Origin of the sequence: Moorena sp. SIOASIH, assembly GCF_010671925.1 — a bacterium.
Taxonomy (GTDB): domain Bacteria; phylum Cyanobacteriota; class Cyanobacteriia; order Cyanobacteriales; family Coleofasciculaceae; genus Moorena.
The window spans coordinates 709,710-734,583 of record NZ_JAAHIH010000003.1; the positions used below are offsets into that span (position 1 = coordinate 709,710).

Here is a 24,874-nt window from a genome sequence, read left to right on the forward strand (position 1 = left end):
ATGAAAACTAAAAAATCCTATAACGGCACGTTCCTCTATTTCGATTATCCCATAAATCAAAAATCGAGATATGGGCATGGGAAGCCTCCTCATCCCAAGCTGTATGAAATAATTAATCGAGGGAGAGAGACTTACAAAACTTATCTCAATAGCTTTTTACAATACCAGGAAAATCTGCTAAAATTCGCCAATAAAGCCATAAAAGAGCAATCCCCAGAGCCATCATTATTCAATCCCTGGCTCCCTGGTCTTGATGCCGTATCGCTTTATAGTATTATACGCTTGAAGAAGCCTAAACTCTATTTAGAAGTTGGGTCAGGAAACTCCACAAAATTCGCTAGGCGAGCGATAAAAGATGGTGGGCTAAACACTAAGATTATATCTATCGATCCTCAGCCGAGAGCAGAAGTTGATTTAATCTGTGATGAAGTGATTAGAAAGCCGGTCGAAACTGTCGATATTGCTATTTTTGATCAACTGGAATCTGGGGATATATTATTTGTCGATAATTCCCATAGAGTATTCATGAATTCCGATGCTACAGTAATATTTTTAGATGTTTTATACAAATTAAAGCCAGGTGTACTTGTCGAGTTTCATGATATCTTTTTACCCTATGATTATCCTCAAAAATGGGACAAGCGTCATTATTCTGAACAGTATGTATTAGCCGCCTACCTCTTGGCAGAAGGCAGTAAATTTGATATTATTTTGCCAAACGCTTTCATCGCTTACGATCCATACTTAAAAGCCATAATGTCATCCCTTTGGCAATCCCCCGAAATGACTGGTGTTAATAAAGGAGGAGGTTCCTTCTGGCTCCAAATGAGAGAAGTATCTTGAGGATTATAGGGAATAGGGAATAGGGAACAGGGAACAGGGAACAGGGAACAGGCAAAAGTTTGAAGGCAAGAGGCAAGAGGCAAATTTTAAGGCAAGAGGCAAGAGGCAAGAGGCAAGAGGCAAATTTTAAGGCAAGAGGCAAGAGGCAAGAGGCAAGAGGCAAATTTTAAGGCAAGAGGCAAGAGGCAAGAGGCAAGAGGCAAATTTTAAGGCAAGAGGCAAGAGGCAAGAGGCAAGAGGCAAATTTTAAGGCAAGAGGCAAGAGGCAAGAGGCAAGAGGCAAATTTTAAGGCAAGAGGCAAGAGGCAAGAGGCAAAAGTTTTTTTGATCAACTCTTAAAGAATAAACTAGACTAATGGCATCTAGTATTAATAAACTAAACTAAATAAACTAGAATAATTTATGACTCTTGCCTCTTGCCTTTTGCCTTTTGCCTATAGCTATTAATTTATCATAACTACTCTAGAAAAGCCCAGGATTTTTTCCCTGTTCCCTGTTCCCTGTTCCCTGTTCCCTATTCCCTATTCCCTGTTCCCTTTAAAACCTAACTATGGCAATCAAATTTTGGAATGGTATTGCATTAATTGAAAATGATACCTACAGGACTCAATTAATCCCAAAAGTAGGACGCTTAGATCACGATCAATCACTGCTGAGCGGGATTTTACCCCATATACCAAGGGGTGGTGTTGCCATTGATGTTGGTGCCAACATTGGCGATCACACCATTGCTTACTTGAATAAGGTCGGTATAACTGGTCGAGTGTTAGCATTTGAACCCCTCCCAGAAGCTTATAAATGTCTCAAGTTAAATGTACCAGGGGCAGAATCCTATAACTATGCCCTTTCAGACCAAGAAGAAACCCTGAATTTGGTGATTCGACCGAACACAGGAGAGAGTTTTTGCTCCTATTCCGATTCCTCACAAACCATTCGAGCTGTTCGATTAGATTCCTTTGAGTTTACCCAGCTAGACTTAATCAAGTTTGATGTAGAAGGTTGGGAGTTAAAAGCACTCAAAGGAGCCGAAGAGACGATATATAACCATCAACCTCGGATGGTGATTGAGATTAACGAGCATGTATTTAAACGAACCCTCGGGAATCGACAAGAGATTTACGATTTTCTGAGGCGGCATAATTACGATTTACAACCAATACAACCAAAAACAAGCCTCAACACTGAGAGAATTGATTTACTGGCAATACCAGAAAAGGCACAATACTTCTGCGGCTTTCAGCATAAATTAGGGGAAGCTTACACAGAAAATAGTCAGCTTGATCAAGCTATCATCGCTTACCGTCGTGCGATTGGGCTTAACCCCACGATATCTTCCTCTCATCACAACTTGGGGGATGTCTTGGAGAAACAAGGTCATCTCGAAGCTGCGATCGCATTTTACCGTAAGGCTATTGAACTCAACCCTGATCACCATCAGTATCATATCACCTTAGCCAACGCCCTAGCCCGAAAAGGAATGGCAGCTGAAGCAGTGGCTGAGTATCGTTTAGGGATGTCCCTTAACCCTAACTTCCAGTGGTCAGAGGATAATTTTGGCGAGGCTTTATTAGAAGGTCTGTCTAAACACCATAGTAAAGACCATAGTAAAGGTTTCCAGGGAAACCCTAGTCAAAGGAATGACTTGATGTCCTCAAGCCACGACTGTGGTGTAATTTATTTAGCCATTGGAGAAACCTTTAAACAAGACTTTATTAATGCTTATAAGTTTTTCAATAAATCTAATCCTACCATCCCGATCTCCCTATTTACCGATTGCGCCATTGGGGAGTTAGATGGCTGTACAGTCTATCCTTTAAAAAGGAACAAAAATCCTCATAAACTCAAAGCAGATATCTTGAAAATGAGTCCTTACGAAAAAACCTTATTTATGGATACAGATACCTTTGTACTTGGGGATATTTCCGATATTTTTTCGTTTCTTGATGACTGTCATTTATGTATAGCAAAAGAACCTCATGTTGACTATAGTAAACAGCCCTCTAAATTTATTGGCTATAAATGCCCTCAACACATGAATACAGGAGTATTCGCCTTGAAAAAATGCCAATTCATTACTAAAATGATTGATGGCTGGATTACTCTGATGTCAGAACAAGATGACTCAGATATGAGAGCAGGACATTTTGGTGACCAGTACTATTTCAACCAGTTATTACAATCGGGGTTCTTCGAGCAAGAAGGAGGCAAAGTAAAGGTGATAGACAACAATATTTACAATGTCAGACCTCAGGCTCTGCCTCACTTAATCAAAGATGGCTTGTTTAATCAAGCGAAGATAATTCATCTACGACTCTCTGCTTTTGTCCCATCATTAGTTTCTCTTAAAAAGAAATAGGGAGTAGGGAGTAGGGAGTAGGGAGTAGGGAGTTGGGAATAGAGTTGCGTAGTTGACTGAATATGCCAAACTAGACATAGCAATTCCTGGAGATGCCTAATGCTAGTTGGAATGCTTTAATAGCAAGTTTTAGATTCTCAGCCTTATCACCACAGATTCTCTTAAAGTAGGCACTACCCAGGTTGTTTTGAGTCATTGCCCAAGCCATGGGTAAGTCTTGTTTGGTGCGAACGGACAAAGCTCGTTGAAATGCTTCAATGGCAAGTTCTAGATTATAAGCCCTGTCCCCACGGATTCTGTTTCTGTAAGCAATGCCCAGCTTGGTTTGAGTCTGTGCCCACTCGATGGGGAAGTCTTCTTTGGTGTAAACTTCCAAAGCTAGTTGGTATTCTTCAATAGCAACTTCTAAATTCTCAGCCCTGTCGCCACAGATTCTGTCACTGTAGGCATTGCCCAGGTTGGTTTGAGTCTGTGCCCACTCGATGGGGAAGTCTTCTTGGGTGTAAACTTCCAAAGCTAGTTGGTATGCGTCAATGGTAAGTTCTAGATTATAAGCCCTGCCCCCACGGATTCTGTCACTGTAGACTTCCCCCAGGTTGGTTTGAATCCCTGCCCAATGGTAGGGGAAGTCTGATTGAGTGTAAACTGACAAGGCTAGTTGGTATCGGGCAATCGCTTTTTCCAGATTCTCAGCCCTGGGGTGGCGGATTCTGTTTCTGTAGGCTTGACCCAGGTTGGTTTGAGTCATTGCCCAATAGATAGGGAAATCTGATTTGGTGTAAACTGACAATGCTCGTTGGTAATGGGCAATAGCAAGTTCTAGATTCTCAGCCTTGTCCCCACGGATTCTGTTTCTGTAGGCTTGACCCAGGTTGGTTTGAATCGCTGCCCAACTTTCCCGCTTACTCTCACGGGTAAAGACCTTTAGCACCTGTTTGTAACCAGCAATGGCGATTTCGATGTTATTGGCTTTATTGCCTAGAGGAAACTGCTGGATCAGGTTGCTGAATTCCCAAATAACTCTAGCGATGTATTCTGCTTCAGCTTCTGAGAGTTTAGCACTTGCCCAGGTTTGCAGGATATCGATAAACTTATCATCAAGTTTGTCTAGGTTGGCTGCCAGGAGTGGGTAGATGACTTTGGGGTCGCTATCGCTGTTGTCAATTGCCAGCAATACCTCTGTCAAAAATTCCAGATAGTCTTGGGATGAGGGATTAGCTGAGGTAGGGGTTTCTGAGATTCCCAGCATGTCTAAAAGCTCACTCCTCAGACCCAGTAAAACTTCAGCGCTGTTTTGCTTGCCATCTGCTGTCAGTTGTTCTGCTACTTGTGCCATTACCTGCAATAACTCTGAATCCACTAACTCACGGTTGCTCTCAAGAATTTGGAATTCTTCACCGCTGGCACAAGTTAGCACTTGCTCGATCAGCTTGAGGTATGCTCGTAGTCTTTGTTTGTCCATTTTTCCTGGTTTTTTCGGGTGCATCTGAGCTTTGGCAACAATATGACCATTGAAGGCTAAAACACAACTCCCGTTCCCTTCTTGATGCAGTCGCTCATGGGGGGAACCACGGCAGTCGCTCATGGGGGAGACCACGGCAGTCGCTCATGGGGGAAACCACGGCAGTCGCTCATGGGGGAGACCCCCAAGACCGCGCTGCCTCCCCAAGACCGCGCTGCCTCCCCAAGACCGCGCTGCATCGCGCTCGTTATAGAGTTACAACCTTGAGATGCACCAGTTTGTTCTTACCCCTACTCCCTACTCCTTTCCCCCCCTTAATTAAGGGGGGTTAGGGGGGATCGCTACTCCCTAAAATCCACAACTTGTGTAACTCACCCAATTCAGAACTCCTATAACTATAGCGTTTTATAGTTAGGGTGAGGTACATCTAAATTTTATTTCTTGCTCCCTGCTCCGAAGCTCCCTACTCCCTACTCCCTACTCCCTAGTCCCTACTCCCTACTCCCTACTTCCTAAAACCCAGGACGAAAGTAACTCACCCAATTAATAAGTACTCTAACTATACCAATAAACAAAAAAAATCGGTCAAGTTTTGGTTAACCCCAATGCTTGACCGAATTCTATTGTGTAAACGTCAACAAGTACAGCTTAACTGCACTCAAATCTGAATAACGATTGATCAACTAATACATTCGTCAGTGGTCAGTGGTCAGTAGTCAGTGGTCAGTGGTCAGCCTTGGCCTTTGGCCACGCTACGCGAATGGCTGATACGCGACACGCTGATAGCTTAAAAATAACCTCCACAACTCCTGGTCGCCAGGGCGTCAAACCCTGGCAAAACCCTATCCTAGTCTACGTATAAATATCGAATCAAGGTGGTCATAACCTCACCAGGGTTTTCGGTAGGTTCGGGAGTGCTCCACTCGTCGGGATAGGCGTATTTAAGGGCATAAATGGCATAAATAGTATGCCGAACTTGTTCAGGAGAACCGACCAAAATGTGCTTGACTTTCTTCGGTTTGCGACCAGGGTTTTCAGGGCTGGTATTTTCATCGGAGTTGGGTGGAAGATTTTTCGTCATGACCAATTATTCGTTAATTTTGTTGGCATTATTAATATATCAACAAGTTAATTAGTATGTCAAGGGGTTTAGAAATTTTTTTTTATTACGAAATATGGAGATAATGGAGACCGTGGGTAGGGTGATAATTGTGGATAGTTTTGGAATATAAAATCGTTTTTATTTGTCTATATTTTTGATAAACTTAATCGTATATAAAATGAATAGTAGGGTGGGCAGTGCTTCTGAGCAATTACAAAGCTTAGAGTAGCTTTGATAGGCACTGCCCACCAACAGTAACTTAATAAAATAAATCGTAGGGTGGGCAGTGCTTCCGAGAAATTTCCAAGCTTGGGATAGCTTTTCTAGGCACTGCCCAGCGACAGGAACTTAATAAAATTAATCGTCAGGTGGGCAGTGCTTCAGACAAATTTAAAAGAATCGTAGGGTGGGCAGTGCTTCCGAGAAATTTCCAAGCTTGGGATAGCTTTTCTAGGCACTGCCCACCGACAGTAAAGTTTTTAAAAAATAGTACTTAATTGTCTACATTTTTCATAAAATTAATCCTCAGGTCGGCAGTGCTTCATACCAAGTTAAAACCTGACCATCTCGAAGGTAAGCACTGCCCACCCTACATCTAGATAATACTAAGTGCGATAATGCGATCGCGCTGCTTATCAATCCCAACCAGGAAGTAAATTAATAAAATAAATCGTAGGGTGGGCAGTGCTTCCGAGAAATTTTCCAGCTTGGGATAGCTTTGATAGGCACTGCCCACCAACAGTAACTTAATTATAAAATAGTAATTAATTGTCTACATTTTTCATAAAATTAATCCTCAGGTGAGCAGTGCTTAATACCAAGTTAAAACCTGACCATCTCGAAGGTAAGCACTGCCCACCCTACGCCAGCAGCTTCAGATAAATTTTCCAGCTTGGGATAGCTTTGATAGGCACTGCCCACCAACAGTAACTTAATTATAAAATATTAATTAATTGTCTACATTTTTCATAAAATTAATCCTCAGGTGGGCAGTGCATAATACCAATTTAAAACCTGACCATCTCGAAGGTAAGCACTGCCCACCCTACGCCTACGCCAGATCTAGATCATGCGATCGCGCTGCTTATCAATCCAAACAAGACCAGTAATTAGAGCATCTGGATCAAGACATGGTTGAAGGTGGGTTACTATTGCCTATTGCCTCTTGCCTCTTGCCTTCCCCTCCTGGTCGGGGTTAGGGGTGGGTTCCTCTTGCCTCTTGCCTTCCCCTCCTGGTCGGGGTTAGGGGTGGGTTCCTCTTGCCTCTTGCCTTCCCCTCCTGGTCGGGGTTAGGGGTGGGTTCCTCTTGCCTTCCCCTCCTGGTCGGGGTTAGGGGTGGGTGCCTCTTGCCTTCCCCTCCTGGTCGGGGTTAGGGGTGGGTGCCTATTGCCTTCCCCTCCTGGTCGGGGTTAGGGGTGGGTTCCTCTTGCCTCTTGCCTTCCCCTCCTGGTCGGGGTTAGGGGTGGGTTCCTCTTGCCTCTTGCCTTAGCCAACTACTTCAACCCCAAACTTATAATTTCCATACTTAATGTCATACCAAAATAAATTAGCGACTCTATCTATAGACTCCTGATTATAATAATTAGTGTAATCATTCTGTTTGTCTTGCTCTATCTTAGGGCAATTCAGCTTCAGTCCTAGCATAGACTCCAATAAAGTTAAGTCTGATTCTAGATTTTCAAAACGGATAACATAATCCACAAGAAACGTGTTATCATCATCAAGGGCTGAGTATGACAGTGAGTAAGCCGACAAATCAGTTAAGTGCTTACCTGCCTTGATATCCCAGGATTTACCCTTAGTGATCCACTCGGTAAAGGGCATTTTTTTGTTGGGATTGTACTGTTGTTTCTCCCAAAAGTAGAAGCCATTGTGATCAGGATTTCCAAAGGAGTACACAGAGACAAGCATATCCCAGGGATTTCTAACAGAAGTGAATTTGAAGTAGCTATTCCAATCCCAATCCATCCGCTCAAAATGCTGTTGAACCATAGATGCTGGCACATGGGGATGGTTGTATCGCGGTTTATCTGTACTAACAATATCACTGTAAGGATCTAGTGCTTGTCTAATCTTAGTATCACCAGACCTGGGCTTGCCAATGAATACGAATTTATGCTTGTGTGATAGTCTCATTTTATAGCAGTTATTAATTGGGTGAGGGAAAAAGTCCTGGGTTTTAGGGAGTAGGGAGTAGGGAGTAGGGAGTAGGGAGTAGGGAGTAGGGAGTAGGGAGTAGGGAGTAGGGAGTAGGGAGTAGGGAGTAGGGAGTAGGGAGTAGGGAGTAGGGAGTAGGGAGTAGGGAATAGGAGTAATAAAATTGACTGTATCTCATAAGTCTGATCAACGCTATAAATTGGATATTATTCAGTTATCAAACAAACCGTCAAACCCTATTCCCTGTTCCCTGTTCCCTATTCCCTATTCCCTATTCCCTATTCCCTATTCCCTATTCCCTATTTCCTATTCCCTATTCCCTATTCCCTAGTTTAAAAAGAATACTTTCCGTAGTTGATATCATACTCAAACATCTCGGATACTATTGCTTTGGACTCACTATCATAATACTGACTATAGTGGTCGTGCTTGCTGGTATTTATCTTCAAAGAATCTAGCTTTAGTCCTAGCTTTGACGAAACAAAATCTAAGTCTTCCTCTAAGTGTTCAACACGAATAACATAATCTACTAGGAAATTATTCTGATCATCAAATACATAGTAAGGAAGAGTATAGGTAGACAAATCATCAAGAAATTTTTGCTCCTTCAAGTCCCAGGATTTTCCTGTCTTAATCCACTCCTTGAATGGCATCCTGGTGTTTGGGTTATAGGGGTATTTTTCGATAATGTCTTCGGATACACGGATTGCTCTTGCTGTTTCCCACCAATAAATACCTCGGTGATCTGGCTTGGCATAGAAGTACAGAGAAACCAGCATATCCCAAGGGTTTCGGATACTAATCAACTTGAAGTAGCTGTTCCAGTTCCAACCCATACGCTCAAAATGCTGCTTTAACAGAGATGCTGGCACATGGTGATGGTAATGTCGCTTCTTATCGGTACTGGCAATATCGGTGTAAGGATCCAATGCCTTGCGAATACTAGTACTAGCACACTTAGGTTTGCTGAGGAATACAAACTTATGCTTGTGGGATATTCTCATAAGTCAATTCGTTCCATCACGATAACTGTTTATAGATTTCCGATTTAACAATTGATTTTAAAAAATAATCGCTGGTCAGCTTTTCTTTAATCGGGTGGTGCTGCAGGTAGTGGTGGGTTTCCTCAATTAAGGCAAAATCCTCAGCTTTGGCCGCTGCTTCTTGTCTAGACTGGAAGTAAAGAGGATAGTCTTCGCCCAAATACTCTTTTACAGCTGGCAGCGGATTGACTAAAACCGGCGTATTTCTGACGATGCACTCAATGATCGCGTTATTGGCACTGGTGTCATACAACTCCAAATAAGCAATATTCTTTGACAAGACCTCATCATACTCATCATTGGGCAAATAATCAACTATCTGCACATAACTGTAATTGGGCTGTAAATTAAATACTTGTTTTTCAGTGTGTAACATCTCCCCTGAATAGGGTTTACGTAACACCACCTTGTTGTAATTTTTTACCGGTAAATAGTAAATAGAGTGCATCTTCCGCAACCAAATCCCAATTTGGATAATAGTTGGCTCAGGATTTGCCAAAAACTTATCCATCGAAAACGTGACATCTGGGGTTTCCGTAGGATGGATGATGCTGACAATTGGCACATCTAGCTGCTTTTGGAGCCATCGACGAGAGTCTTCAGATAAACAAAATAGACCTTGACAATACTTAATACTCTCTTGCCACAACTGAGTTGCAAATATTGCCTGAGGTGACAGGTGTTCTTGAAACCATTTAGGGGCATAGGGAGGGCAATGGATGAATCCAATCCAAGGCTCTGTATAAGCAGTTGGTGTGTTGTTACAATCTCCAGGATCGGAACCCCAGGCGAATTTCTTTTCTATGAAGCCATCCACCAAGATTCCAGCATCATTATGTAACGCTTTCAAGCTATTCATGGCATAAGACCATCCAGAGCGATGCTCCCCATAATGATACTGTAAAGCAGAGGCAAGATTGAGTTTTTTCGGATAATCCCCAGAGTCTTCAAACCCTGAATCCTGCTCTTCAGTTTGCGAGACATCAAGGCTTCCATTACCATTGGATTTCTCAGTTAGCGGTACATAATACTCCTGTAGAATTTTTTTCTCAAAATCAACCGTTGATTCAAACCGCCTGTTATAGGATTGAGGGTCTTCTAGATAAATTCCTAAAGGTTCCCTCAATAGCATGAATTTAGAACCGTTGGTTGAACAACGTAACCAAAATTCCCAATCAGCACTCGCGCCATAGCCAATTTCATCGAAATAGCCATTTTTTTCATGGACACTCTTCCGCCATACCGGCATACAATGGGGAAGATTTTGGGAGCCGATCTTACCTTTTTCCTCCCCTTCAGCCCACCACTTTTCTTGAAAAAAGTCTTCGGTTCCAAAATACTCCGGAAATCCCACATACCAGACAGCATGAGCCGTATTATTATCCCAGGTTTCATTGGGTTGCATCGTAACTTTCAGAGGAGCGCAAACCACGTCCACATCAGGATGCTCATCCAAGGCTCTCATATGCTCTTCGATATGTCTGGGAGCTCTGCGGTCATCCAGATTAGCGTTGGTAATATAGTGACCACGGGCTAGTCGAATGCTCATGTTCCAAACTTGATACAGCCCTGGGTCTTCATCCAATTTTATATAGATAATATTGGGATACCTGGTCATATACTTTTTAATCACAGGCTCTTCATTTCCCGGAGAATTGGGATTGACCAATAGTAATTCACATTCAGCAAAAACCGTCTGCTGGGTAATATCCTTGAGGAAGTGTTCAATATACTTATCCCCTTTAAAGACTGATGTGATGATGGATACTTTGGGTTTCCATTTATAGGTACTAAATGGTCGATTAAGCAGAGTAGAGCGTATTAGCTCTTGCCATTCCGGTAGGTTACTGAATGGATAAGAATTGAATGGAGAACCATAAGCTGCTGAAAATGTGGTAAACTGCTCTATCCAATCGGAAATTGTTTCTGTTGGTTGGTAAGGGGTAATGCTTAGGGAGTTTTTTAACTCCTCAGCCATGGTGGTGAAATTACCAGAATGATAACAGGTCCAGGCTAACCATACCAAGGAATTATAATCGTGATTTTTAGTATTCGTATGGCTATAGACCGGATTCTGAGCATCAGGTAATCTGGGTTTATATATAATCGGTTGTTTAATGTTTTGATAAATTGTCAAGAATTGCTGAACAATATAGTTATCAATGTGACCAATTAAGTCATAATCAACTTTGTTGATATCAGCTCTTTCTTGATAAGAATTATACCGCGATGGAGCAAATATTTTGGTAAAATTGAGGGCTGATTTTTGCCATATTTCGTAGCTATAGTTGGTGGAGTGCTTGACATGATAGGCAACGGGAGACACTAAGTCTTTTATGGTTAACCCCTGTTGCCAAGCAATCACTGGTACCCAGAAATCCCAAAAGGGAATACCAAGACAAAAGTCAGAGGATGGGAATTTTTCCAGCAGTTCTTTTTCAAAAAAGAACACATCAACCCCAACATCGTAAATCTCGCCGTTGATTGATTCAGGAGTATCAATATCGACTCGTGAAGCAAGCAGGATAGAGTTTTGAGTTTGCTCTCGAATAAATTCTGTAAAATCCTGCTCAGCTTTTAAGATAATATCTGCGTTAACAATTCCACAGATTTTGCTACCGTACTCACGCAAATAGGATAAGAGGTCATCAATGTAAACATAAGGCTTACCATAATGCTCTCGTCCATCCCGAAATACTCTGTGAAATTTAATGTCTTGATATAAAGGCTGGAGTTTCTCAATCTCTTCTAGAATATTTAATGAAACAACCTCAAATCCTAGAGTAAGCCAGCTATTAATAGCTGCTTGTTGCTTATTAACATTTCCTGGTGCAATACTGGTTACGATGACAATGGTTTCAGTTGTCATTAGTCATTGGTCCTTTGTCCTTGGTTATTGGTCTTGGTTATAGCAAATCTCAATAGGGAGTAGGGAGTAGGGAGTAGGGAGTAGGGAGTAGGGAGTAGGGAACAGGGAATAGGGAACAGGGAAAAAATTCTGTTTACCTCAGGTGCGACCCGTGGCGAATTTAATAATTAGATGCGGAAAGCGCACCTAACTCGTGATCAGAATTGCTATATATCGATGCTATCGGACTTGATAGTATTTTTCTGTTGATAGTAAACCCAGTTACCACAGACAAATTTAAATTTTTTATAAAGTTATCGGCAATTTTATATTAATTTTTATTAAAAGCAACAGTAAAGACAAAAGGTAAAGGGGTATTGACAAAGAACCAATGACTACCAATGACTATAGGGTTTCCTAGTAAGCGTGAGCTACATCTAAATTTTATTCCCGACTCCCGACTCCCAACTCCCGACTCCCAACTCCCGACTCCCGACTCCCGACTCCCGACTCCCGACTCCCTGCTCCCTACTCCCTAAAACCTGAGAACTCCAATAATGACAGACAAACAAAAAAGCGCTCCCCATCTGGAGAGCGCTTTGTTTTAACTTAGCGTATTATGCCAAGTTGAAATTAACCGTTGATAACTGGAGCAGTCAAAGCTACAGGAGTAGCTTCAGCAGCAGCTAGGTCTAGAGGGAAGTTGTGAGCGTTACGCTCGTGCATTACCTCGAAACCTAGGTTGGCACGGTTGAGTACATCAGCCCAGGTGTTGATCACGTGACCTTGTGAGTCAATGATGCTCTGGTTGAAGTTGAAGCCATTCAGGTTAAATGCCATGGTGCTGATGCCCAGTGCAGTAAACCAGATGCCAATTACAGGCCATGCACCCAAGAAGAAGTGCAAGGAACGGCTGTTGTTGAAGGAAGCGTATTGGAAGATTAAACGACCGAAGTAGCCATGAGCTGCCACGATGTTGTAAGTTTCTTCCTCTTGACCGAACTTGTAACCATAGTTCTGAGACTCGGTTTCGGTGGTCTCACGCACTAAGGAGGAGGTCACCAAAGAACCGTGCATTGCAGAGAACAAGGAACCACCGAATACACCGGCTACACCTAGCATGTGGAACGGGTGCATCAGGATGTTGTGCTCAGCTTGGAACACGAACATGAAGTTGAAGGTTCCGCTGATACCGAGAGGCATACCATCGGAGAAAGAACCTTGTCCGATTGGGTAGATCAGGAACACGGCGCTAGCAGCTGCAACTGGTGCGCTGTAAGCGACGCAGATCCAAGGACGCATACCTAAGCGGTAGCTCAGTTCCCACTCACGACCCATGTAGGCGAATACACCAATCAGGAAGTGGAACACTACCAACTGGTAAGGACCACCGTTGTATAGCCACTCATCTAAGGAAGCAGCTTCCCAGATTGGGTAGAAGTGTAAGCCAATGGCGTTAGAAGAAGGAACAACAGCACCAGAGATGATGTTGTTTCCGTACATCAGGGAGCCAGCAACCGGCTCGCGGATACCATCGATGTCCACAGGAGGAGCAGCGATGAAAGCAATGATGAAGCAGGTGGTAGCAGCTAGCAAAGTTGGGATCATTAAGATACCAAACCAGCCTACATAGAGGCGGTTGTTGGTAGAGGTGACCCAATTGCAGAACTGAGACCACACAGAGGTGTTGCTCTGCTGTAATACAGTAGTCATGTTCTTATGATTGCGGGTATGAATATGAAGTTATCGAGGTTCGTCCGGCTTGTGTGCGCCTTCATGTATTTATATTAAGTAATATATTTAGTTTTGTAAAGGGGTTTGAGAGTAATTTGCCCTCAGGTTATTAAATAATGTAAATAAGTAAAAATTATATTACGTAAGTATTGACAAAATGATAATAATAGGGTACTAGCAAACAAAAATAGGTAAACCAAAATAGCGATGGCCAAAAGGCCACGCTACGCGAACGCGAAGCGTGACCATTCGCGTAGCGTGGCCTTTTGGCCAAGGTCAATCGCTACCAGATCAAATGCGATCGCTACCAGGACTTCCCCATAAACCCTATCCCTAGGGTTAAAGTAACGGATTACCACTATACCCATTGGGTTTTATCGGGTTTTTCCGATTAATGATCAAACCACCCGATTATTTTGAATACACTGGGAATACCACTCAAAACTAGCTTTAGGAATACGCTGTTGGGTTGGGTAATCAATATAAGTAATGCCAAAGCGCCGATCATATCCCCAATACCACTCAAAGTTATCCATCAGACTCCAGAGGAAATAACCATTAAGAGGATACCCTTCACTAACAGCGCGATGGGCTGCTTTAAAGTACTCTCGGAGGTACAGAATCCTGTCCGTATCAATCACCTCACCCTTAGCATTCAATTCATCCTGTGCCGCACAGCCATTCTCAGTGATAAACATAGGCAAATCCTGTCGCCCCAGGGTTTCACTGACATGACGAATCCCCCAATAAATGGAATCTGGTAGGATATTCAGCCAAGGCAGATTCATGCGAGGGTAGCCTTTGGGCATACCAAGGAACTCGTACCCCTGTGGATTGTCAGCAGCCCGGACATAGGTACCAGTGTAAATATTAAGACAAATCCCATCCAGAGGCTGATGAATAATTTGTAGGTCACATGGTCCGATGTCTGGGGCATTGTCTCCTAACACCTCAAGTAATTCAGGACTATAAGCACCAGTCAGAGCAGGGATAATGATACCGCCATTTTGCCCACATAAAGGGAATGCCTTTTTTGCTGCTGCCACATGGTACGGTGACTCATTGATTGGCACAGTGACTGACAAGTTATCCACAAAGGCTATAGAACAGGGAACCCGGGAAGCACTACGGATTGCTTGACAGCCCAAACCATGAGCTAAAAGGGCATGATGAGAGGTTTGCCATACCTGTTTGATGGATTTAACACGCCTACCGGGAGCATGGATCGGGTCCTGGTCAACCCCATAGCCTAAGTGAGTAAAACACATGATCTCATTAATGGTCATCCAATTGGTAATGCGATCGCCTAATTGAGTGACCACAGCAGTAACATAATCCGCAAAGTCAAAGGCCATCTGGCGAGAAAGCCAAGACTTGTATTTGTCTTCTAGGGCTTGGGGAGAGTCCCAATGAAATAGAGTGGCATGGGGAGTAATGCCGTGATCTAACAAGCAATCCACCAAGCGCTTATAGAAATCAACCCCTTCCTGATTGACTTTGCCACGCCCGTCAGGAATAATCCGAGGCCAAGCAATGCTAAAGCGATAATCCTTTATCCCTAGTTTGACCATCAGCTCTATATCTTCTTTGTAGCGATGGTAGTGGTCACAAGCGACAGCACCGGTATCATCGTTAAGTATTTTTCCAGGGGTACCACTGAAGGTATCCCACACACTAGGTTTGCGTCCTCCTTCACTTACTGCTCCTTCAATCTGATAGGAAGCGGTGGCTACTCCCCATATGAAGTTGTCTGGGAATTGGTAACTGATTCGATCGCCGTTAGTCATTAGTGATTTGTTATTAAGAAAGGGAGTTACGTACTAGCTCATCCCACGTACTTGAGTCCTGGGACGAGTTAACCTGTCCGCAATCAACGAAGAATCTTAACAGGAATGATAACTTTTGATCCACAGCTTCTCAGGAATTGGGTAGGGTCTTTTAGGGTTGGAAGTCCCCTGCCACTGAGCCGAAATCACTGATATATCAAGCCAGGGACCTTGAGGCCGATCAATTTAACCGACTACCGGTAGCCCTTAAGAAGCCACCAACAACCAAACTTTATGATCCAGATTCACAGACCTTTACCAAGATTTTTAATGAAAATTTAAGATTTTTGACATTTTCGGTTATCGACAGGGATTTCGCCTAAGGTAGAAAGTGCCAAGTCATACTTTGGCTCTGGCTTTTAACTCACCTGCTTATGCGGTTAAATTTTATGAGCATTTTGCCAAACTTTCTCCGTTCTTTGGTAATAACAATCCTTCTGAGCTTTATGGCTCCAGTGGCACTAGTTATTGGTTTACTGGCAGGTTTTGGTATAATAGGATACATTCCGGCCTTGACAGGGTTTGGTCTTACTGCCACAACTGAGCTATTGAAATTTCTGACTATTTTTGGTAATGGATCCCCAATTCAGGGAGTATTAGTGATTGCCTTTACCTGTAGCCTAGTCGGAGCATTATTTGACCTCTACGCCTGCGCCCGCTACCACAACCTGAATGATAACTAAGTAGAATCGTAATCAAATTCGTTAAAATTCCCCTGAGATATTGGGGTTGTGTGACAGTTAGCAAAAGTGTAGCATTCGCTACCATTAGCTACTAAGATGTGGTAAATTAAAACGATGGCACTTTTACCCGAGCTAAGGCGGTCGAACTTACGGGACTCTCCAAGAACACTTTTGGGAAGTACGCAGACAATGGCATTATCAAATGTGAACGAACACCAAGCGGAATTAGGCTCTTTGAAACAACAAGTCTGCTCAGCCTTGGAAAAAGAAAAGGAATCAGAGAAGCTACCATCTGTTATTGCCGAGTCAGTAGTAGCAAACAAAGAGACGACCTCCTCAGACAAGTCGCCTATATGCACTCCTTGTTTCCAGAAGCCGAAATCATCCAAGACGTCGGCTATTGGCTCAACTACAAAAGGAAAGGGCTTAGAGCCATACTGGAACGACTTATGTGCGGCGATCAGCTCACAATTGTTGTTGCCTGTCGAGACAGACTTACCCGATTTGGGTTTGAACTCATTGAATACTTGGTCGGTATCAACGGTGGAAAAATCATGGTTCTCGACCAACCTGAAAGTTGTCTTTGATCAGAACTTACCACAGATCTTCTCTGAATCATTCACGTCTTCTCTTGCTGCGTCCACGGACTCAGGAAGTACGGGTCAAAAATCAAAAAAGATCCGACTATTCCTAAATCCTGAACAACGTGCAATCATCCGTCAGTGGTTTGGAGTATCCCGTTACGTCTTTAATAAGACCGTCAAAATTCTTGTTCGCGTAGCGTCGGCTTCGCCGAAAGATGGTGAAGTTAAAGCTAACTGGAAAGCCATTAAAACCGGTATATTGAATGGGCTTCCCGAGTGGTGCAAGGCAGTACCTTATCAAATTAAATCTATAGCAATAAAGGATGCCTGTACCGCTGTTAGGGAGGCCAAAAAAAAATACAAAAAGACTGGACAAATTAATCGCGTTCGCTTTAGGTCTCGCAAGAATCCCGTTCAGTCCTGCTATATTCCAAAATCAGCTGTCTCAGTAAAGGGTGTCTATCACACAAAACTAGGCGAATTAACCTTTGCTGAGACTCTTCCGGGTAATATTTGTGATTGTCGATTGACTAGTAATAATGGGAATTATTACCTGACAGTCCCTTACAATACAGCTCAAATCAAAGCCGAAAACCAAGGTAGAGTAGTTGCATTAGACCCCGGTGTTAGGACATTTTTGACATTTTTTAGTGAAAATTCCATTGGTAAAATTGGTGAAAGTGACTTTTCCCGAATTCAGCGACTTTGTGCTCATCTTGTTCGCGCAGCGTCGGGCTTTGCCCGAATCGTCTCTTGTCCAAGATAAGTAAGGCCAAAGGAAAACAAAAATATCGAATGAGAAAAGCCGCTAGAAGAATGGTCATTAAAATCCAAAATCTAGTCAACGAGTTACATCACAAGGCTGCCCGATTTTTAGTTGATAACTTTGATGTGATACTGCTTCCCACTTTTGAGACGTCAGAAATGGCCAAAAAAGGGAACAGAAAAATCCGATCTAAAACTGTTCGGAATTTACTTTCTTTCGCTCACTACCGATTTAAGGAGTTTCTGAAACATAAAGCCCAAGAAACAGGAAAAGTAGTGGTTGATGTTTGTGAAGCCTATACCAGTAAAACGGTTAGCTGGACTGGTGAGTTAATCAATATTGGTGGCAGCAAGACTATTAAGTCAAAAATTGATGGCCGATCAATGGATCGAGACATCAATGGCGCTCGCGGGATATTCCTGAGAGCCTTGGGAGATACCCCCTGGCTGAGAAATCAGCTTGCATTGGCGAGCCAGAGTTTGCCTTTGGTAGATTCTGGTAGCTAAAAAGTCTCGGATATGGTTGAGATTCAAATTATCTATTATCTATATTTGTCAATATCTTGATGTTCGGGTGACAGAGCAAGCCGTGTCTATTAGTGGTAAGCGTTGGTCTGAAACTAGTACTCAAGAAAATGGGATGAAACGCTCAGAATTCCGTTATGGTAAGTTTCAGCCGGTGATTCCCTTGCCAACACGGATTCAACACGATCAGGTGAAAGCTGATTACACTAATGGCATCTTGAGCCTGAGTTTGCCGAAAGCAGAATCAGAAAAGCAAAAAGTATTCAAAGTTAATCTAAGTTAGTGTTGGGGTTAATAGCCTAGTTCAGTTAGGGGAGAAATGGCTGGTTTTATCAGCGGATTTTTCTGGCTAAGGATTAGGCAAAAGCCAAATCGTGTAACTTAAATTGATAAAGATTGACAGGAAACATTTTACTGAAAGACTTTACCTGTCAATCTTTTTTTCAGCATTCAGCTATTAGCACTTAGATTTAAAGTATGATATAATATCATCCTTTGTAAGTGGCTGATTAAGCTAGGTCAGTATAGGGAGTATATCGAGACTCATAAGCTGCCTCTTGACCGTAGGAAATTTCTACATGGTGTCCATCAGGATCCCTTAGGTAGGCTGCGTAACCAGTTGGAGGACCATAATCCTTAGGTCCTTCAAGTAAGCAACCCTCTTTGCGAGCAAGTTTGCAGAGCTGATCCACTTGTTCACAACTGACACAAGCAATACCAATATGACTCGGGGGCAAGATTGGCTTGGCCTCTTCTTCCTCAAGTAGAGCTAGCGCAAAGGGTCTAATGTTGTCGGACATCCAAACTGTACCTGGTTCTACGCGCAAGCGCACTACTGACATCTGACCGTACTTGGCGTAGAAAGCAATACTGGCATTAAGGTTCGTAACAGCTATAGCTAAATGAGTGAAGGCTGTTGTTTTAGTCATTGCAGATCCTGTAGTTTTATTGAGACTGTCTAAAGCATCTTGAGTAAATACGGGTAATCCAAAGTCAGGTCGATAACCCTGAATGACATCAGGAGCAAGCTGCTTCATTAGGAAGACTATCGCCCCAGTTACAACTTGACCAGGAACTAAAATCGGGAAAGCCGGTGGGGTAGGAATAATGAATGTAGATGAAACCAGTTCTCGCCCAGACGCCATTATCTCATCTATTTCATTGTCTAGCTTGAGGTATTCTATTTTTTCTTCGTCCAAACCCAGGAAGTAGGCGCTCCGCAGGTCCCCTTGCCTAGTTGCCGGGTGAGAACGGAAGCCGGAGTAAAACTCGCTGAAATGAGGCAAAGAAGGCAAATTCAGTGTTAGGTGTTGCAGCTTGTTTTCAAATAATTTAATTTCCACTTGATTGTATTGGCGCAATTCCTGCTCCAACCCCTCAGCAATTTTATGTAGGCAATCAAGCAAATATGTTACGGAACCCCAGGTTGTCCCGATATTAGTCATTAATAAAACCGTATTGAGGGAAACCTTGTTAACCTGAATATTAAACTGTTCCATCAGTACAGAATTTTGGAAAGTATAGCCATCGATTCCTGTCTTGCCAATGTACAAAGTCAGCCGCGTGGGGTCGAGAACAAATTCATCATCCTCCCAGGCTTGCTCGATACGCTGGAACTCTACTTCTGGATCTTCCTGAGTTTGGTAACGTTTCAGACCTGATGGGCGATAGGTTTCGGGAATCAACTCTTCAGGAGTAAGTATCTTGAAGTATTTTGCTAGCAATGGATGAGTGTTAACCTTCTGCCGCACTACCATTGCCATATCAATCTGGGAATGAACCAATTTGAAGCCTTCCAAATCAACTTGTCGCCGCGCTAAATCCAGAGAGGCCAGAATTTGGTAATTGGGGGACGTGCTGGTGTGGGTCATGTAAGCTTCTAGAAAATCAATTTCCGACCTACGGTTGAACTCCTCGTCCCAGATATGAATTATGGATGATTGACGCAGCCCAGACAGAGATTTATGTATTGATTGGGTTGAGTACACCCGAATCTTGACTTGATCTGGATCGGGTAACAGGCGCTGGTTCAGCCAGGTGTGATCATCCTCTGGATCAAGCCGATCAAATTGTTCCTTAAAGGCTGCATACTCCTTTCGGTATTGGGGACTGTGATAGCGAGTATGAAGGTCAGTGGCAGCTTGCATTGCTGTACGTTCTCGATAGGTTGAGGTGCAACGAGCAAAGGCAAACCAGGCTTCGTCCCAGAGGAAAACTAGATCTGGCTTGATTGCCAGTATTTCTTCCATGACTCCCTTAACGTTGTAAACAATGCCATTAAAGGTACAGTTTGTCAGTAACAGCATCTTCACCTGCTCCAATTGCCCCTCGCGCTTGAACTTGAGCAATTGTTGCTTGATTTCCTTTAAAGGGATAGCACCATAGATACTATATTCTTTGAGGGAATAGGCATTGAGGTAAAGGGGTTGAGCACCTACTAAGACGATGCCGTAATGGTGAGATTTGTGGCAATTCTGGTCAACCAAGACAATATCACCTGGGGTTAAAATTGCTTGCACAACAATTTTATTGGCAGTTGAAGTCCCATTAGTCACGAAAAAAGTTTGCCTGGAACCAAAGCTTCTTGCTGCTAAACTCTGAGCCTCTTTAAGGGTACCAGTGGGGTGCAATAATGAGTCTAAGCCTCCACTGGTTGCTGAAGTTTCTGCTAAAAAGAGATTTTGACCGTAGAACTCTCCCATGTCCTGAATCCAATCAGACTTAAAGATGGAATTTCCCCTGGAAATGGGCATGGCATGAAATACCCCTGTGGGTTCTTTGCTGTAATTTCTTAAGGCATCGAAGAAAGGGGTTTCGTAACGTTTTTCGATGCCTTGAATAATACTTAAGTGTACTTCAAGATAGTCTTCCTGATTGTAGAAAACGCGGCGGAAATTCTGATTCGTCTCAGCATCCACATCAACCACGGATACATCGCTCAACAAGTATAAATCCAACTCTGGACGTAACTTATGTATAATCGCACCTAAAGTAAGACCTCTCGGTTGGTAATATTCCCCAGCTAATTCAGCTTGTTCTAACCCACTCATGTATTCTTCGAGCAGTGACAAACGGTTGTTTGAACGCAGGGGAAAGTCGTAGCCGATAACACAGCATTGAATGCTGTGATTCAACATCAAAGCTGTTAGGGCATCTTCAAAGTTAGAAAGGACGATTAGCTGATAAATAAACTTGTCTTTGTCCGAGGCTATTTCTGCCAGTTTTTGGCGTAATTCTTTTTCTTTTTCTGGTGTTATGTCGTCTTCGATAAATAAGACGGTGAAATCGAGTTGATTAGAGTTTTGATTGTACTTATCGACTGATATAATTTGCTGTCCATCTTTCTGTTCGCTTGCAAAAATCTGATCCATGTATGCTTGGGCATACAGTTCAGCACGGCTAGACATCAAACGTATAATTTGAGTCACTTCCCAGGAAAGTCGAGAATATTCCTGGCGCTCAAAGTGCTGCTGCAATCGTCGAAATGCATTTATCCCTGGAAATTTCCAGTAGAGCTCGAGGGGTTCGAGAATTTTGAACCCAGCTGCAATTTTTTCCTTTAAGGTCGAGATATCCTGGCTACTGGCGTGAAGAGATTGCAAGCGATCTGTTGACAATTTCAGTTGGCTCCAGATGTCAACACGCATTGGTAAGGTATTTTTATAAGTGCTGATATACAAGCAATCAAGAATGCGAGTACATGAATTTTTGGACACAGTTAGATTGGATTTAGTGATTACGTCGGTTGTATATAAATTGGTATTATAGCGTTGTAAGCATATGCGCGTAGCGCATATGCTTACGAATTGGGAATTGATAATTTATCAATGGCTGAGAGCTGAGAGCTGAGAGCTGAGAGCTGAGAGCGTAGCGTGCGCGTAGCGCATATGCTTAGCTCCCGACTACTTAGCCTTAATCACGAGCCAGACTACTCTTGGATGCCAAACTCGCCACCACTTTAACTCCAAATTCCTCTTCAAAAACCGATTTTTTATAATCAAAATTCCACAGTTCTAAAGCACAATCATCATTACCAAAAGCGGGAACTAAATATAGATAAAGTGCTTTATCATCGGATTGATAATCAGACTTAACATGCCGAATTGCACCAATCTGTCTACGGTCTAAAGCAACAGCTAACCTTAACAAAGCACTAAGCTGACTCACCAACAGCCGATGCTCTTGATTGGCCAGATTATTGTAATTCTCATGCTTTTTCTTCGGAGGACTCTTGCGATGGTAACGAGCCAGATTAGCAATGATTTCAATTTCTGGCTCCAGAAAGCCCAACAGTTCAGCATTACGAATTAAGTAATAAGAATGCTTGTGGTGGGAGGAATGACTCACATACACGCCACAGTTGTGTAAAATTGCTGCTGCCCAAAGTAATTCCCGTGCCTGTGTTCCCCAATTGTGCAGTTTTCCTTGGGTTTGGTCAAATAAGCTCAGGGCAAAGTTAGCCACCCGCTGACTATAGTCCAGGTTGACCTGATATTTCCCGGCCACTGCGATCACGCTCCTTTCCCTTACCTCATCTTGGTAGCGTAGCCGGTCTTCAATCAATCCATGGGTGAGCATCCAGTCAACGATTAAGCCTTCCCGGAGTGATCGTCCACAAATTATGATCGACTCCATTCCCAGAAGCTTCATGGCTTCTAATAAAATGATTGTGCCAGCAACAATAATTTCTGAACGCCTCTCGGACATCTCTGGCAGGGTTGAGCGTTCAGCCAAACTCATAGCAGCTAAGCGCTTGAGCATTTTTTCCAAATCTTGACGACTGAGCTCATAACCCGTTAGGGGATTAGGTAACATACCCAGATGCTCATAGGCGTGCATCTTGGCTAGGGTCTCAATAGTGCCAGATGTCCCCACTAAACGAGGCTGTTCACTGAGTTTCAGGTTACCCTGGATGTCGTCAACAGCTCGCTCTAACATTCCCCTGATATAGGCTTGCAAATAGAGAAACTCACTTTGGCTGATCGGGTCTGTAGTTACAAACTCCTTTGTAAGACGAACGGCTCCTATTTTTGTGCTACTTAGGGAACGGGGGTTGTGACTATCCCCGAGGATCAATTCCGTTGAACCACCGCCAATATCAATAATGATATGGGGCTGGTTGTTGAATTCCATAGCTGACAACACACCTAGGTAGATGCGTCGTGCTTCCTCCTGACCAGAAATTAGGTTGACCAATAAACCCAATTCTGTATATACCTGGTGCAAAAAAGCCTGGCCATTCCGAGCTTCGCGCACAGCACTGGTTGCTACAGCAACGATGTTTTCAGCATTGAGGCTAGCTGCTAGTTCCTTGCAGCGTTGTAGAGTTGCGATCGCTCTGTTCATGGCTTCGGGGGTCAACTCACCGGTCCGGGGGTTGCAATTCCCTAACCTGACTGTGTCCTTTTCTTTACCAATAATCGTGAATGCCGGGAGTTTGGGATCAATTCGCACCACCACCATGTGAATGGAATTGGTACCAATATCGATGGCAGCAATAATGCGCTCTTGCTCTTTGTCAGGAGTGGAAACATGTAGGAAAATGTCTTGGGTCAGTGAGTTAACCATATTGATGTATCCTGCTTACAGATATCAACCCGAAACCTATGAATAACGATATCTTTAAGGAGACTAACAAAAAATAGGCACTATCTCCTATTCTGAAATTCCTCTGATCCGAGGAAACAATCCGGAAAATTACCGATAAACAAAATTACTAACAAACAAGTCACCATTCCTGCTATGCTTACCCAGCCAAACCCCCATCCCATACCCACCTGGCTAGCCATTATGCGACTGTTGCGATGGGACAAGCCAACTGGACGATTGATTTTAATGGTGCCAGCACTGTGGGCAGTTTTTTTAGCAGCCCAAGGGAAACCACCGATTCCCCTGGTTGCTGTGATTGTTCTTGGAACTTTAGCCACCAGTGCTGCTGGCTGTGTAATTAATGACGTTTGGGATCACAATATTGATTCCCAAGTGGCGCGAACTCGCTCACGCCCTTTGGCATCCAAAGCCCTATCGGTCAAAGTTGGTGTAGTAGTTGCCTTAGTTGCTATGGTCTGCGCTGGGGTGATTGCTCTGTATCTTAATCCTTTCACCTTTGGGCTTTGCGTGGCCGCTGTACCAGTAATTGTGTTTTACCCATCTGCCAAGCGAGTGTTTCCTGTACCGCAACTGGTTATGGCCATTGCTTGGGGTTTTGCTGTACTGATTAGTTGGAGTGCCATTACTAAAACCCTAGAACCAGCTACCTGGTTACTCTGGGGAGCAACGGTACTTTGGGCATTGGGATTTGACACAGTCTATGCCATGCCAGACCGGGAGGATGACCAGAGGATTGGGGTGCGCTCTAGTGCCTTGTTTTTCGGTAAGTATGCTGCTGATGCCGTAGGTGTGTTCTTTGCTGGTACTGCTAGCTTGCTTGCTGGCCTCGGGGTTGTGATGGATCTCCAACTGGGCTTTTGGTTAGCCCTAGTGATAGCGACAGTAGTGTGGATTTGGCACTATACTAGACTACGAAAGCCCAATCATCCCACATCTGTCTATGGAGAGATTTTTCGCCAAAATGTCTGGATTGGCTTTGTGCTACTGGCGGGGATGATTATTGGTAGTCAATAGGGACTTGCATCTAAAAAAAATACCAATTAAAGTGGGGTGGGCGAAGTAATCTCAAGAAAGTTGCTAGTTATTCTTAGAAAGATTAGCTCTTGATAGCAATAATCGAGAATTGAGTATCTAGGGATACTAATATTTGGTGTGTGGAAAGGATTTTGAGGTATTTTTTTAACAATTACCCACTGATATAGCACTACCCATTAAAGTTAGGACATTGATAAAAGCAGCAAAAGCTGTTTTAGTCAACTTTTGCCTTTTGCCTCTTGCCTCTTGCCTTGCGCGTAGCGCTATAACTAGCAACTTAAGTTAATCTAATCTAGAATAC

Annotated in this window: 24 protein-coding genes and 1 pseudogene; 12 read left to right on the forward strand and 13 right to left on the reverse strand. The window is 43.3% G+C overall.

What is annotated here, in order from left to right:
• Nucleotides 1–843 carry a class I SAM-dependent methyltransferase gene (locus F6J90_RS18385; protein ID WP_293096480.1) on the forward strand — a complete coding sequence of 281 codons (843 nt, stop codon included), beginning with the start codon at nucleotides 1–3 and terminating at the stop codon, nucleotides 841–843.
• A gap of 206 nt (nucleotides 844–1,049) precedes the next feature.
• Here F6J90_RS18385 and F6J90_RS18390 read toward each other — a convergent pair whose 3' ends face one another.
• The gene (locus tag F6J90_RS18390) at nucleotides 1,050–1,175 is read right to left on the reverse strand and encodes a hypothetical protein (protein WP_293096482.1); all 126 of its coding nucleotides are present in this window, start codon (nucleotides 1,173–1,175) and stop codon (nucleotides 1,050–1,052) included.
• Nucleotides 1,176–1,393: 218 nt separating this feature from the next.
• Between F6J90_RS18390 and F6J90_RS18395 the strand changes: the two genes are divergently transcribed.
• Entirely contained in the window at nucleotides 1,394–3,199 is a 1,806-nt protein-coding gene (locus tag F6J90_RS18395; protein WP_293096484.1) for an FkbM family methyltransferase, read from the forward strand.
• Nucleotides 3,200–3,269: 70 nt separating this feature from the next.
• Here F6J90_RS18395 and F6J90_RS18400 read toward each other — a convergent pair whose 3' ends face one another.
• Complete coding sequence (locus F6J90_RS18400) at nucleotides 3,270–4,784, reverse strand: tetratricopeptide repeat protein (RefSeq protein WP_293096487.1); 1,515 nt, start codon at nucleotides 4,782–4,784, stop codon at nucleotides 3,270–3,272.
• 23 nt (nucleotides 4,785–4,807) lie between these two features.
• On the opposite strand from F6J90_RS18400, the gene F6J90_RS18405 reads away from it, so the two are divergent.
• Nucleotides 4,808–4,993 carry a hypothetical protein gene (locus F6J90_RS18405; protein ID WP_293096489.1) on the forward strand — a complete coding sequence of 62 codons (186 nt, stop codon included), beginning with the start codon at nucleotides 4,808–4,810 and terminating at the stop codon, nucleotides 4,991–4,993.
• A gap of 515 nt (nucleotides 4,994–5,508) precedes the next feature.
• Here F6J90_RS18405 and F6J90_RS18410 read toward each other — a convergent pair.
• Entirely contained in the window at nucleotides 5,509–5,742 is a 234-nt protein-coding gene (locus F6J90_RS18410; RefSeq protein WP_293096492.1) for a hypothetical protein, read from the reverse strand.
• 616 nt (nucleotides 5,743–6,358) lie between these two features.
• On the reverse strand, nucleotides 6,359–6,499 hold the full coding sequence (locus tag F6J90_RS18415; RefSeq protein ID WP_293096494.1) for a hypothetical protein: 141 nt from the start codon (nucleotides 6,497–6,499) through the stop codon (nucleotides 6,359–6,361).
• A gap of 404 nt (nucleotides 6,500–6,903) precedes the next feature.
• Between F6J90_RS18415 and F6J90_RS18420 the strand changes: the two genes are divergently transcribed.
• A complete protein-coding gene (locus F6J90_RS18420; RefSeq protein ID WP_293096496.1) occupies nucleotides 6,904–7,056 on the forward strand; it encodes a hypothetical protein in 153 nt (50 codons plus the stop codon).
• A 46-nt stretch (nucleotides 7,057–7,102) separates the two neighbouring features.
• On the forward strand, nucleotides 7,103–7,252 hold the full coding sequence (locus F6J90_RS18425; protein WP_293096499.1) for a hypothetical protein: 150 nt from the start codon (nucleotides 7,103–7,105) through the stop codon (nucleotides 7,250–7,252).
• On the opposite strand, the gene F6J90_RS18430 is transcribed toward F6J90_RS18425, so the two are convergent.
• Complete coding sequence (locus F6J90_RS18430; protein WP_293096501.1) at nucleotides 7,249–7,899, reverse strand: sulfotransferase family 2 domain-containing protein; 651 nt, start codon at nucleotides 7,897–7,899, stop codon at nucleotides 7,249–7,251. The two genes, F6J90_RS18425 and F6J90_RS18430, sit on opposite strands and share 4 nt — an antisense overlap.
• Nucleotides 7,900–7,942: 43 nt before the next feature.
• Nucleotides 7,943–8,098 carry a hypothetical protein gene (locus tag F6J90_RS18435; protein WP_293096504.1) on the reverse strand — a complete coding sequence of 52 codons (156 nt, stop codon included), beginning with the start codon at nucleotides 8,096–8,098 and terminating at the stop codon, nucleotides 7,943–7,945.
• On the opposite strand from F6J90_RS18435, the gene F6J90_RS18440 reads away from it, so the two are divergent.
• A complete protein-coding gene (locus tag F6J90_RS18440) occupies nucleotides 8,084–8,251 on the forward strand; it encodes a hypothetical protein (RefSeq protein ID WP_293096506.1) in 168 nt (55 codons plus the stop codon). The two genes, F6J90_RS18435 and F6J90_RS18440, sit on opposite strands and share 15 nt — an antisense overlap.
• A gap of 1 nt (nucleotide 8,252) precedes the next feature.
• Here the strand turns inward: F6J90_RS18440 and F6J90_RS18445 are convergent, their stop codons facing one another.
• Both F6J90_RS18445 and F6J90_RS18450 read right to left on the reverse strand, forming a co-directional pair.
• Complete coding sequence (locus F6J90_RS18445) at nucleotides 8,253–8,924, reverse strand: sulfotransferase family 2 domain-containing protein (RefSeq protein WP_293096508.1); 672 nt, start codon at nucleotides 8,922–8,924, stop codon at nucleotides 8,253–8,255.
• Between the two features lie 16 nt (nucleotides 8,925–8,940).
• Nucleotides 8,941–11,832, reverse strand: coding sequence for a glycosyltransferase (locus F6J90_RS18450; protein ID WP_293096511.1), 2,892 nt, complete (start codon nucleotides 11,830–11,832; stop codon nucleotides 8,941–8,943).
• A gap of 380 nt (nucleotides 11,833–12,212) precedes the next feature.
• On the opposite strand from F6J90_RS18450, the gene F6J90_RS18455 reads away from it, so the two are divergent.
• The gene (locus F6J90_RS18455) at nucleotides 12,213–12,350 is read left to right on the forward strand and encodes a hypothetical protein (RefSeq protein ID WP_293096513.1); all 138 of its coding nucleotides are present in this window, start codon (nucleotides 12,213–12,215) and stop codon (nucleotides 12,348–12,350) included.
• Between the two features lie 94 nt (nucleotides 12,351–12,444).
• Here F6J90_RS18455 and psbA read toward each other — a convergent pair whose 3' ends face one another.
• The 3 genes from psbA to F6J90_RS18470 all read right to left on the reverse strand — a co-directional run bounded on the left by psbA (nucleotide 12,445) and on the right by F6J90_RS18470 (nucleotide 15,332).
• Nucleotides 12,445–13,524: a photosystem II q(b) protein gene (psbA, locus tag F6J90_RS18460; RefSeq protein ID WP_293096516.1), complete on the reverse strand. Its 1,080-nt coding sequence runs from the start codon at nucleotides 13,522–13,524 to the stop codon at nucleotides 12,445–12,447.
• A gap of 245 nt (nucleotides 13,525–13,769) precedes the next feature.
• Nucleotides 13,770–13,913 (reverse strand): hypothetical protein, encoded by a 144-nt coding sequence (locus tag F6J90_RS18465; protein WP_293096519.1) that lies wholly within the window; start codon nucleotides 13,911–13,913, stop codon nucleotides 13,770–13,772.
• 30 nt (nucleotides 13,914–13,943) lie between these two features.
• Nucleotides 13,944–15,332: a GH1 family beta-glucosidase gene (locus tag F6J90_RS18470; RefSeq protein ID WP_293096521.1), complete on the reverse strand. Its 1,389-nt coding sequence runs from the start codon at nucleotides 15,330–15,332 to the stop codon at nucleotides 13,944–13,946.
• A gap of 428 nt (nucleotides 15,333–15,760) precedes the next feature.
• Between F6J90_RS18470 and F6J90_RS18475 the strand changes: the two genes are divergently transcribed.
• The 4 genes and pseudogenes from F6J90_RS18475 to F6J90_RS18490 all read left to right on the forward strand — a co-directional run bounded on the left by F6J90_RS18475 (nucleotide 15,761) and on the right by F6J90_RS18490 (nucleotide 18,211).
• Complete coding sequence (locus tag F6J90_RS18475; protein ID WP_293096523.1) at nucleotides 15,761–16,054, forward strand: hypothetical protein; 294 nt, start codon at nucleotides 15,761–15,763, stop codon at nucleotides 16,052–16,054.
• A 194-nt stretch (nucleotides 16,055–16,248) separates the two neighbouring features.
• Nucleotides 16,249–16,641, forward strand: coding sequence for a recombinase family protein (locus tag F6J90_RS18480; RefSeq protein WP_229424490.1), 393 nt, complete (start codon nucleotides 16,249–16,251; stop codon nucleotides 16,639–16,641).
• A pseudogene (locus F6J90_RS18485) lies at nucleotides 16,598–17,910 on the forward strand (transposase). The gene F6J90_RS18480 and the pseudogene F6J90_RS18485 overlap by 44 nt, the downstream one beginning before the upstream one ends.
• 16 nt (nucleotides 17,911–17,926) lie before the next feature.
• Nucleotides 17,927–18,211: an Hsp20/alpha crystallin family protein gene (locus tag F6J90_RS18490; RefSeq protein WP_293096526.1), complete on the forward strand. Its 285-nt coding sequence runs from the start codon at nucleotides 17,927–17,929 to the stop codon at nucleotides 18,209–18,211.
• A 226-nt stretch (nucleotides 18,212–18,437) separates the two neighbouring features.
• Here the strand turns inward: F6J90_RS18490 and F6J90_RS18495 are convergent, their stop codons facing one another.
• Together F6J90_RS18495 and F6J90_RS18500 are read right to left on the reverse strand one after the other, a co-directional pair.
• Nucleotides 18,438–21,545 carry an aminotransferase class I/II-fold pyridoxal phosphate-dependent enzyme gene (locus F6J90_RS18495; protein WP_293096528.1) on the reverse strand — a complete coding sequence of 1,036 codons (3,108 nt, stop codon included), beginning with the start codon at nucleotides 21,543–21,545 and terminating at the stop codon, nucleotides 18,438–18,440.
• Nucleotides 21,546–21,840: 295 nt separating this feature from the next.
• The gene (locus F6J90_RS18500) at nucleotides 21,841–23,496 is read right to left on the reverse strand and encodes a Ppx/GppA phosphatase family protein (protein ID WP_293096531.1); all 1,656 of its coding nucleotides are present in this window, start codon (nucleotides 23,494–23,496) and stop codon (nucleotides 21,841–21,843) included.
• A gap of 174 nt (nucleotides 23,497–23,670) precedes the next feature.
• Here F6J90_RS18500 and F6J90_RS18505 point away from each other — a divergent pair, with 174 nt between their 5' ends.
• The gene (locus F6J90_RS18505) at nucleotides 23,671–24,552 is read left to right on the forward strand and encodes a 4-hydroxybenzoate solanesyltransferase (protein ID WP_293096534.1); all 882 of its coding nucleotides are present in this window, start codon (nucleotides 23,671–23,673) and stop codon (nucleotides 24,550–24,552) included.
• Nucleotides 24,553–24,874 lie beyond the last annotated feature (322 nt).